Source organism: Anaeromassilibacillus sp. An250 (genome assembly GCF_002159845.1).
Taxonomy (GTDB): Bacteria; Bacillota; Clostridia; order Oscillospirales; family Acutalibacteraceae; genus Anaeromassilibacillus; species Anaeromassilibacillus stercoravium.
On record NZ_NFJK01000022.1, the window covers coordinates 43,682 to 53,420 of the forward strand.

Below are 9,739 nucleotides of genomic sequence, written 5' to 3' on the forward strand. Positions count from 1 at the left end.
CGGCCGCGGAGGTGAAACAAGATGCCAAGCCATAGAATGGGACGGACGACGGAGGACATCCGCCGGGAGCTCACCGCGATTTTCCGGGAGCTCAAGGACCCGCGCGTGCAGGGATTAATCAGTATTGTGCGCGTGGATGTGTCGAGCGACCTCTCGTACTGCACCGTCTATATCAGCGCGATGGAAGGCATGGAGCACGCAAAGCAGGCGACGCAGGGCTTGAAGTCCGCCTCCGGCTATATCCGCCGGGAGCTGGGCCAGCGGCTGCGCCTGCGCCATGTGCCGGAGATGCACTTTAAGGCGACGGACTCCATCGAATACAGCGCAAACATTTCGAAAATTTTAAACGACCTGCCGCTTCCCAAGGAGGACGGACAGGAGGAAGAACCCTAACCAACCGCCGGGGGAGCCCCGGGGGAACGCGGGGCGGCGGGGACGTGCGCGCGGTCCGAAGGGACCGCGCCTGGGAATCCCTTTGGGATTTCCCGGCGGGGATTCGCAGGAATCCCCGGCACGTCCCCGCTTCAGGCGTTCCACACGCTTTTTGCTTTGGGGGACCGGGGCCAAACAAGCCGGGCGGACAACCCCAGGCCGGAAGGGATCCCCGGCGGCTGCCTGCGGGCAAGAACGGGAAGAATTTTGAAAACAGACGGAGAAGACATTCCGGAGACCGAAAGGGGAGTGTAGCAAACGATGATCAGCCTGGATGACGCGGCGGAGTATCTGCGCCGTGCGGACGACATCGTCATTTTGAGCCATCAATTCCCGGATGGGGATACGTTTGGTTCGGCCGCCGCGCTTTGTATGGCGCTGCAAAGCATGGGCAAACGCGCCAAAACGCGCTGCCGCCATGCGGTCAGCGCAAAGTACGCCTTTATGTTCCGCGGCGTGAAAAAACAGGAATTTGAGCCAAAGACGGTTGTGGCGGTGGACGTCGCGGACATCGACCTGCTGGGCGAACCCATCCGCGAGGAATACGAGGGCCGCGTGGACCTCTGCATCGACCACCACGCGGGCAACCGCACCTTTGCAAAATATACGTATGTGGACAGCACAGCCGCCGCGACGACGGAGATCATCTATGCGCTCATCACCAAATTGGGCGCGAAGATCACGCCGGAGATCGCCGAGGCCATCTATACCGGTATCACCACGGATACCGGATGCTTTAAATATACGAACGCGACGCCGCGCACGTACCGCATCGCCGCGTGCATGATGGAGACCGGCATCGATGCGGCCGCCATCAACCGCGAGATGTTCGATACCAAGACCCGCGCCCGGCTGGAGATGGAGCGCCGGGTCTTAGACTCCATGAACTTCTACCTGGACGACCGGTGCGCCGTCGTGTACATCCTGCGCGATATGATTGCGGAATCGGGCGCCTGCGAGGACGATTTGGAGGGGCTGGCGGCCATCCCGCGCCAGATCGAAGGGGTGCTGGTCGGCGTCACCCTGCGCGAAAAGAAAAGCGGGGAATACAAGGTCTCCCTGCGCACACAGGAGCCGGTGAACGCGGCGCAGATCTGCGCGCTGTTCGACGGCGGCGGCCATGCGTGCGCGGCGGGCTGTACGCTTCCGGGCCCAAAGGAAGCGGCGACCGAGCGGATCGTCGCTGCAATCGGCGCGTATCTGGAACAGCAGAAGGAGGACGGCCGGTGAACGGCGTCCTGGTGGTGGACAAACCGGCGGATTACACCTCCTTCGATGTGGTCGCCGTGGTGCGGCGCCTCGCCGGGCGCGAAAAGACTGGGCACACGGGGACGCTGGACCCCATGGCCACGGGCGTTTTACCCATCCTGCTGGGAAAGGCGACCCGGGCGGCGTCCCTGCTGGAGGACACCAGCAAGGAATACCGCGCGGAATTCGCCTTCGGCTACGCCACGGATACCCAGGACTCCACCGGGGAGGTGCTTGCGCGCAGCGATGTGCGCGTGACAAAGGACGCGCTGCTGGCGGCGCTCCCGCATTTCCGTGGAAATATCCTCCAGGAGCCGCCGATGTACTCCGCCGTGCGCAAGGACGGCAAGCGGTTGTATGAGCTCGCGCGCCAGGGGATCACGGTGGAGCGGGAAAAACGCCCGGTCACGATTGAAACGCTGGAATGCATCCGCTTTGACGAAGCCTCCCAGACCGGCGCGCTGGAGGTGCGCTGTTCCAAAGGGACCTATATCCGCACCCTGTGCGCGGACATTGCCGCTGCGCTCGGCACATACGGCGTGATGACCGCGCTGCGGCGGACGTCGGCGTGCGGATTCTCATTGGAGGACGCCGTCCCCCTCGACGGTGCGCGCGCTTTGGCGGAAGAGGGGAAGCTGGAATCGCGCGTGCTCCCGGTGGACCGGCTGTTTTCCGAGCGGCCCGCGCTGCGCGTGTCGGCGGCACAGGCGGTCCGGTTCCGCAACGGCGGAAGCCTCGACCTGGGGCGTACGGCGCTCGCTAAACAGAATGCGGCGGACGGGCTGCGGCTGCGGGTGTACGGCCCCGAGGGAACCTTCCTGGGGCTGGGGACCGTGGACCGCGGTGCAAACGAATTAAAAATTTTGAAGCTATTCGTCTGACGGCGGCGCAAGGGAGGCCGGCCCCCGCAGGGGCGGGCTGGGAGCCCTTTCAGGCTGCCGGCGGACGGGCAGGGAGATAAAGGAACCATCTATGAACGTATACCATGATTTGACTCCGGGCGCGCCGCGGGCCGCGGTCGCTCTCGGCTGCTTTGACGGCCTGCATCTGGGGCACCGGCGTGTGATCCGCGCGGCGTGTGCGCCGGGCCTGACGCCGTCCGTGCTGACCTTTGCGGACCCGCTCGAGGAGCTGGGCGGGAAATCCGGCGGGCAGCTGGTCACCAAGCGCCAGAAGCTCCACCTGTTGGAGCAGATGGGCGTGCAGCAGGTGTATTCCCTGCGCTTCGCGGCGATCCGGACCATGAGCCCGGAGCAGTTTGTGGACGAAGTCCTGGTGCGGGTCTGCCACGCCTGGAAGGTCTGCTGCGGGTTTAACTTCACCTTTGGCTACAAGGGTGCGGGCACGCCGGAGACGCTCCAGGCGCTCTGCGAGGAGCGCGGCATCGGCTGTGAAATCGTGCCCGCGGTGGAGGTGGACGGCGAGACTGTGAGCTCGACCCGCATCCGCGCGCTGGTGCAGCAGGGGGATGTGGCGGCTGCGGAGCGTCTGCTGGGGCGGCCGTTCGGCTACGATTTCGAGATTGTGCGCGGCCGGCAGCTGGGCCGCACCATGGGCACCCCGACCATCAACCAGGTCTTCACCGAGGGCTTTGTGCTGCCGCGCTTCGGCGTATACGCCTCCCTGGTCAGCCTGAATGACGGCGATTATTACGGCGTCACAAACGTCGGCGTGAAGCCGACCGTCGGCGCGGACGCGCCGCTGAGCGAGACATGGATCCCCGAATACCACGGCGAGGAGCTGTACGGGGAAAATATCCGCGTGGACCTGATCGATTTCATTCGCCCGGAGAAGAAATTCAGCGGGATCGAAGAGCTTCAGAACAACATCCTGCAAAACGCGGAGACGGCAAAAAAGATCATTTCCGCATATTTACAAAAGGAAATGCCCGTGGTATAATACCTGTAGTTTTGCCCCGGAAATATGGGGCGTGCGAGGCTACCCTATTCCCGGTTGCAGGGGTAAGCCCGGTCGGGCAGACACCGGCCTGCTACTGTGAATATGGGCGCATAGAAAAGGGGTTTGCCCCCAAATTTTAGAAAAGGTGGAAAAGCACATGCTGAAAGAAGAAAAGACAGCCATTATCCAGGAATATGCGATGCACGAGGGCGACACCGGTTCCCCGGAAGTCCAGATCGCAGTCCTCACCAAGAGAATCAACGACCTGACGGCGCATTTGAAGATCCATCAGAAGGACCATCACTCCCGCCGCGGCCTGCTGAAGATGGTTGGCCAGAGAAGAAACCTGCTCAACTACCTCATGCGTGTGGACATCGAGCGCTATCGTACGATCATTGCCAAGCTCGGCATCCGTAAATAAGAAAACATTGGCTGGGGCAGGCGGCATTTTGCCGTCTGCCCTTCTGCGCGTTCAGGCAGAGGGAGGCGCCGCCGCGTCAAGCGCCGGTTGCCGCCTGTTTGCCCGATCCCGATGGGAAGTGCAGGCCTTAGCCGTGAAACGAACGCCGCGCCCGGCGCGGGGCTGGTTTCATTGCTAAACCTGTTTCCTCCCGAAGGGGTTGCAACCCAATGGACAGATTGACAGACGCCCTTGGAAAGGGCCGGACGGCCATTTTTGCCGGTTGCCGGTGGGCTTTCCGGGGCAAGATGAGAGAACCATGCATTTCTGATTCTAGGAGGAGACAAGATGTTTGAAAATTTCAGAACGTTTGAAACGGATTTTGCCGGACGTCCGCTGGTGATTGAAACCGGCAAGATGGCGCAGCTCGCAAACGGCGAATGCCTGGTCCGCTACGGCGACACCGTGGTGCATGTCGCGGTGACCGCTTCCGCGAAGCCGCGCGAGGGCGTGGATTTCTTCCCGCTTTCCGTGGACTTTGAAGAGAAGCTCTATGCGGTGGGCAAGATCCCCGGTTCCTTCCTCAAGAGGGAGGGACGCCCGAGCGATAAGGCGATTTTGACGTCCCGCGTGATCGACCGCCCGATCCGCCCGCTGTTCCCGAAGGACATGCGCAACGACGTCTCCGTCGTCTGCACCGTGATGAGCGTGGACCACGATTGCCTGCCCGAGATCGCCGCCATGGTCGGCACCTCCATCGCGCTGACCATCTCCGACATCCCGTGGAACGGCCCGATCTCCGGCGTATCCGTCGGCCTGATCGACGGCGAATATATCATCAACCCGACCTCGGAACAGCGTGAAAAGAGCCGTATGGCCGTCACCGTCGCTTCCACGGACGAGCGCATCGCCATGATCGAGGCGGGCGCGAAGATCGTCACCGACGAAGAGATGTACAACGGCATCATGGCGGGCCACGAGGCCAACCAGAAGATCATCGAGTTCATCAAGGGCATCCAGAAGGAGATCGGCAAGGAGAAGTTCAGCTACCCGAGCAACGAGCCGGACGAAGAGATGCTCAACGCCATCAAAGAGTTCGCCATGGAGGACGTGAAGTACGCCCTCGATACGGACGACAAGAACGTCCGCGACGAACGCCTCAAGCCGATCTATGAGAAGGTGCATGAGAAGTTCGACCCGATCTACCCCGAGCAGGAGGCCAAGATCGAGGAATGCATGTACCGCACCCAGAAATACATTGTCCGCCGCTGGCTGCTGGACGAGCAGAAGCGCGTGGACGGCCGTCAGATGGACCAGATGCGTCCGCTTGCGGCAGAGATCGACCTGCTCCCGCGCGTGCACGGTTCCGGCATGTTCACCCGCGGCCAGACGCAGGTGCTCACTGTAGCGACCCTCGGGCCGGTCAGCGACCAGCAGATGCTGGACGGCATCGACGAGGAGGAGTTCAAGCGCTATATCCACCAGTACAATTTCCCGTCCTACTCCGTCGGTGAGACGAAGCCCAGCCGCGGCCCGGGCCGCCGTGAAATCGGTCACGGCGCATTGGCAGAGCGCGCGTTGGTGCCAGTGATCCCGTCGGTGGAGGAATTCCCGTATGCATACCGCCTGGTCTCCGAGGTGCTTTCTTCGAACGGTTCCACCTCCCAGGCGTCCATCTGCGGTTCCACCCTGGCGCTGATGGCGGCCGGCGTGCCGATCGAGGCGCCGGTGGCCGGCATCTCCTGCGGCCTCATCACAGAGGGCGAGCGCTGGATGACCATGGTGGACATCCAGGGCGTGGAGGACTTCTTCGGCGACATGGACTTCAAGGTCGCGGGCACCAAGGAGGGCATCACCGCCATCCAGATGGACCTCAAGATCAGCGGCCTGACCCCGGAGATGGTCAAGGAAGCGCTGGAAAAGACCCACAAGGCCCGCAACTACATCATCGACGAGATCATCCTCAAGTGCATTCCGGAGCCGCGCAAGGAGCTCTCCAAGTATGCGCCGAAGATGATGAGCACTGTGATCCCGGTGGACAAGATCCGCGAGGTCATCGGTTCCGGCGGCAAGGTCATCCAGAAGATCTGCGCCGAGTGCGACGTCAAGATGGATGTGGAAGAGGACGGCCATGTGTTTATTTCCGGCCTCGATAAGGACAATTGCCAGCGCGCACTGACGATCGTGGACACCATTGTCAACGATCCGGAGCCGGGCGCCATTTACAACGGCAAGGTCACGCGCATTATGGACTTCGGCGCATTTGTAGAGATCGCCCCCGGCAAGGAGGGCCTGGTGCATATCTCCCGCCTGGATGTGAAGCGCACCGAGAAGGTGACGGACGTTGTCAATGTGGGCGACGAGGTCATGGTCAAGGTGTTGGAGATCGACGACAAGGGCCGTTTGAACCTGTCCCGCCGCGATGCGCTGATCGAGGTGGAGGGCCTGGTGCCGGAGAACACGATCTCGGATTCCCCGCGCCGCCCGGAGCGCCGCGACGGAGGGCATTTCCGCCGCAGAGACGACCGCCCGCGCGCCAGCAACGGGTTTATCGCCAATACCAATAAGAAGCCCAATAAATAAGAAGGCAGGAACTGGCTGCCCTGGGAGCTTCCCGGGGCGGCCTTTTTGCACCCTTTGGGGATTCTTTCCCGGGCAAAGGGCGGTTGTATGCAAGGCCCGTTCCCCAATCGGGACGGCGGTTGATGGCCCTGGATATCGATGTTTTACCAAAAGATAGCCAAGCCGTACAAAATTTTTGGAAATCCTTTGCTTTTTCTTCGGATAAATACTTGTAACAGATGGGGGAAATGGCGTATAATAAACATGAGTTATACCGTCCTCCGTTTAGGTTGAGGGCGGCAGTTGCAGAAGGAGCGTGAGAGGATGGACAAGACAAAAAGGCATCTCGTTTTATCGATTGTCTCGTTTTTGCTTGTGTTGACGCTGTTGGGAGGGACCACCTTTGCTTGGTATATGGATGCCGAACGGGTCGGTTCGAATTTTCAAGCCGGCGTGTTGGATGTCGATTTGACAGAGGGCAACACTGAAGAGGTTGTGCCCTTGAATTTCACCAACCTTCGCCCGCTGACCATTGATCAGCTGCGCGATGCGTTCCAAATGGATGAAGACGGGGTCATCACCAATAAAAACCAGGAAGGCTTTGCAGGCGTCCCGCTGTATTTCTATCAGGTGAATGTGGAAAACAAGGGGACGCTTCCTGCACGCGTCAATTTGGCGATCCGGGAGCAGGCAAAGGGCAGCGATCCGGACCTCCCATATGGACATACGATCCCCAATATTGTGGAAAACGGCACGGGCGGCGTCCAGGTGGATGAGGACGAGCCGGAGATTGCCTGCCAAAACGATCTGCGCGGGGTGCTGCATATCCAGCTGTACCGGGTGGCAGAGACGGCGGACGGCTACGCGCTTCAGCCGATTGACAACGGCGCAGGGGACGGGGACATCGACGGTACCGTGACCCTGTGGAAGGACGGCAAGCCTTCGGACTATGCCGTGCCGGAAATCCTCAAAGCAGGGGAAAAGGATTCTTACATTGTGGCGGCATGGTTGCCGGAAACGGTTGGCAACGAGAGCCAGGGGCAGCATTTCCATGCAGCCCTGTATGTCAATGCCGGCCAGGTGGACGAGGGTGCAAGCCAGGCACCGCTGCCCGGCTGGAGCGATTCTCCCTCTGAAGGAGAAGGCGGAGAAGAGGGCGGCGAAACGCAGGTCCAGGCTACCGTTAAGGTCTATTATGAAACGGTGGACGGTACGCGCACCTTGGTAAAAGAAGTCGACCGCGCGATCGAAGCCGCGCCGGGTTCAGTTGACCTGAAGCCGGCCGCCAGCGAGCTGGAAGGCACCGGATACCGCCCGGCAAATATGGACGAGACATATACCATCACCCTGGCGGAAGACGGGACCGTCACGTATCAGGGCGAGGACACGGCGGCGACCTTCACAGCGGAGGAAGACGTGTATGTGGACGATACCAGCAAGGACTTTGACAGTGGCGACGGCACGAAAGAAAATCCGTTTTTGATTATGAACGCCCGCCAGCTGGACAATGTGCGCAAGTATATGGGCTCGTCGACAAGGGGCGATTTCTATTACTTTGAGATCGGCCGCAATATCGACCTGACGGGCTACTACGGCGAAACTTGGGCAGAACAGGGTTGGACCGAAGACCGGGGCTGGATGCCGATCGGTTGGACGCCGGACAGCAACACAAATTGCGACGAATTCTGGGGTAACCTGGACGGACAGGGCTATACCATTACCGGATTGACGATTCATAATCCCACGAATGTGCAGACCGGATTGTTCGGCTGGGTCAAGGGGCAGACCGGTCATGAGGATGCCGGTGTAATTCGCAATCTGAAGGTTGAGGAACCCGACGTGTGGGGCCGTATGAATGGATCGACAAACTCTACGCTTGCAAGAGTGGGAGTGATTGCTGGCTATATTACCACTGGAAGTGCGACGATTGATAATTGTCATGTTATAGGCGGTTCTGTCAAAGGTGGTAAAGAAGGGATTCCTTCACAGCAAGTGGGCGGCATTGTTGGCTATGAAGGTTCAGGAAGCGAACCCATCACGAATTGCACTGTTACCGATCTTGATGTAACCGTATTTGTCACAGAAGCAGAAATTGAGGATGATCCGGATGCATATGCAAAGCGTCTGCTTGTTGGTGGGAAAGTTGGCTCTGTAGGCTGGCCGGTTCATTCCACCGGTTCCGGCCGTGTGAATGGAACAGAATCTTCCATTTCGTTTGAATGACTTTTCCGGGCGTTGTTCCCGTGAGTCCATGAAGCAAGCAAAATCAGGGGCAGATTTACAGTCTGCCCCTGATTTTTTATGTTTCTTAAAGGTATTTTAAAGGAAGGCCCTTGGCTGCCACGAGCAGGCCACACGGCGTGGGAAGGCCCTTCTTTTTTTCGCCGGGCGGCCTGCAACCGGTTACAATCTTGCTACCTTTCGACAAAATCCGCGCGATCCCCTTTCCCAGACAGCCTTCCTGTGTTATAGTGGAGGAAATCCAAAAGAAGGGAATCAGGAGCTATGAAAAAATTTATGCAGGAGTTTAAGACCTTTGCGCTTCGCGGAAACGTGATGGACATGGCGGTCGGCGTAATCATCGGCAGTGCGTTTTCCGGGATCGTCACCTCCCTGACGGATAATTTTATCAACCCGATTTTGAACCTGGTCACGGGCGGCGCGACATACACCTTGCAGGACGTTGCAAGCTTCGCGTCCAGCTTCCTCACCGCTGTGGTGAATTTCCTGGTTATGGCGTTTGTACTGTTCTGCCTGCTCAAGGGAATGAACAAGTTGGCCTCCTTGGCCCATAAAAAAGAGGAGGCGCCCGCCGCGGCAACGACGAAGAAGTGCCCGTATTGCAAGACGGAAATTGCAATCGACGCGACCCGCTGCCCGCATTGTACGTCGCAGTTGCTGGATGTGGAAAAGCCGTAAGGCGTTTGGCAGGGCGCGGCAAAACAGGGGATTGCCTTTTGGGGTTTCGCACGCGCAAAAGAAGAAACCGCATGGGAAGCGGGCCGGCTGTTGTTGTCGCAGCCGGCCCGTTTTATAAAAATCTGCACCGGTGGGCGGTATGGCCACAGGATAGGGGTTGCCCTTCCAAAGGAATCCATCGCGAATGCATTCCGTGTCGAAATCTGTAGGTTTGTCAAACATCTTGTACAGCGAGAGATTCAAAGAAAGCAGCAAGTTTTTCTTTCGGGGAGAGCCAGG

General features: G+C 59.6%; 8 protein-coding genes. All 8 read left to right on the plus strand.

What is annotated here, in order from left to right; genetic code table 11:
• The first annotated feature begins 21 nt into the window (after window positions 1-21).
• The 8 genes from rbfA to mscL all read left to right on the plus strand — a co-directional run bounded on the left by rbfA (window position 22) and on the right by mscL (window position 9,460).
• On the plus strand, window positions 22-393 hold the full coding sequence (gene rbfA, locus B5F54_RS15320) for a 30S ribosome-binding factor RbfA (RefSeq protein ID WP_087235079.1): 372 nt from the start codon (window positions 22-24) through the stop codon (window positions 391-393).
• A gap of 300 nt (window positions 394-693) precedes the next feature.
• Window positions 694-1,662: a DHH family phosphoesterase gene (locus B5F54_RS15325; RefSeq protein WP_087235080.1), complete on the plus strand. Its 969-nt coding sequence runs from the start codon at window positions 694-696 to the stop codon at window positions 1,660-1,662.
• Complete coding sequence (truB, locus tag B5F54_RS15330; RefSeq protein WP_087235081.1) at window positions 1,659-2,561, plus strand: tRNA pseudouridine(55) synthase TruB; 903 nt, start codon at window positions 1,659-1,661, stop codon at window positions 2,559-2,561. The genes B5F54_RS15325 and truB overlap by 4 nt, the downstream gene beginning before the upstream one ends.
• Before the next feature lie 91 nt (window positions 2,562-2,652).
• Window positions 2,653-3,579 (plus strand): riboflavin biosynthesis protein RibF, encoded by a 927-nt coding sequence (gene ribF / locus B5F54_RS15335; protein WP_087235082.1) that lies wholly within the window; start codon window positions 2,653-2,655, stop codon window positions 3,577-3,579.
• Between the two features lie 157 nt (window positions 3,580-3,736).
• Window positions 3,737-4,000 (plus strand): 30S ribosomal protein S15, encoded by a 264-nt coding sequence (gene rpsO, locus B5F54_RS15340; RefSeq protein WP_087235083.1) that lies wholly within the window; start codon window positions 3,737-3,739, stop codon window positions 3,998-4,000.
• A gap of 327 nt (window positions 4,001-4,327) precedes the next feature.
• Entirely contained in the window at window positions 4,328-6,562 is a 2,235-nt protein-coding gene (locus B5F54_RS15345) for a polyribonucleotide nucleotidyltransferase (protein WP_087235084.1), read from the plus strand.
• A 303-nt stretch (window positions 6,563-6,865) separates the two neighbouring features.
• Complete coding sequence (locus tag B5F54_RS15350; RefSeq protein WP_087235085.1) at window positions 6,866-8,764, plus strand: TasA family protein; 1,899 nt, start codon at window positions 6,866-6,868, stop codon at window positions 8,762-8,764.
• 282 nt (window positions 8,765-9,046) lie between these two features.
• Window positions 9,047-9,460, plus strand: a complete 414-nt coding sequence (gene mscL, locus B5F54_RS15355) for a large conductance mechanosensitive channel protein MscL (protein ID WP_087235086.1) — start codon at window positions 9,047-9,049, stop codon at window positions 9,458-9,460.
• Window positions 9,461-9,739: the final 279 nt, after the last annotated feature.

What these genes read in the sequence shown, in the direction of transcription:
- rbfA (WP_087235079.1), top strand. Translation starts at nt 22, where the DNA reads ATGCCAAGCCATAGAATGGGACGGACGACGGAGGACATCCGCCGGGAG.
- B5F54_RS15325 (WP_087235080.1), top strand. Translation starts at nt 694, where the DNA reads ATGATCAGCCTGGATGACGCGGCGGAGTATCTGCGCCGTGCGGACGAC.
- ribF (WP_087235082.1), top strand. Translation starts at nt 2,653, where the DNA reads ATGAACGTATACCATGATTTGACTCCGGGCGCGCCGCGGGCCGCGGTC.
- rpsO (WP_087235083.1), top strand. Translation starts at nt 3,737, where the DNA reads ATGCTGAAAGAAGAAAAGACAGCCATTATCCAGGAATATGCGATGCAC.
- B5F54_RS15345 (WP_087235084.1), top strand. Translation starts at nt 4,328, where the DNA reads ATGTTTGAAAATTTCAGAACGTTTGAAACGGATTTTGCCGGACGTCCG.
- B5F54_RS15350 (WP_087235085.1), top strand. Translation starts at nt 6,866, where the DNA reads ATGGACAAGACAAAAAGGCATCTCGTTTTATCGATTGTCTCGTTTTTG.
- mscL (WP_087235086.1), top strand. Translation starts at nt 9,047, where the DNA reads ATGAAAAAATTTATGCAGGAGTTTAAGACCTTTGCGCTTCGCGGAAAC.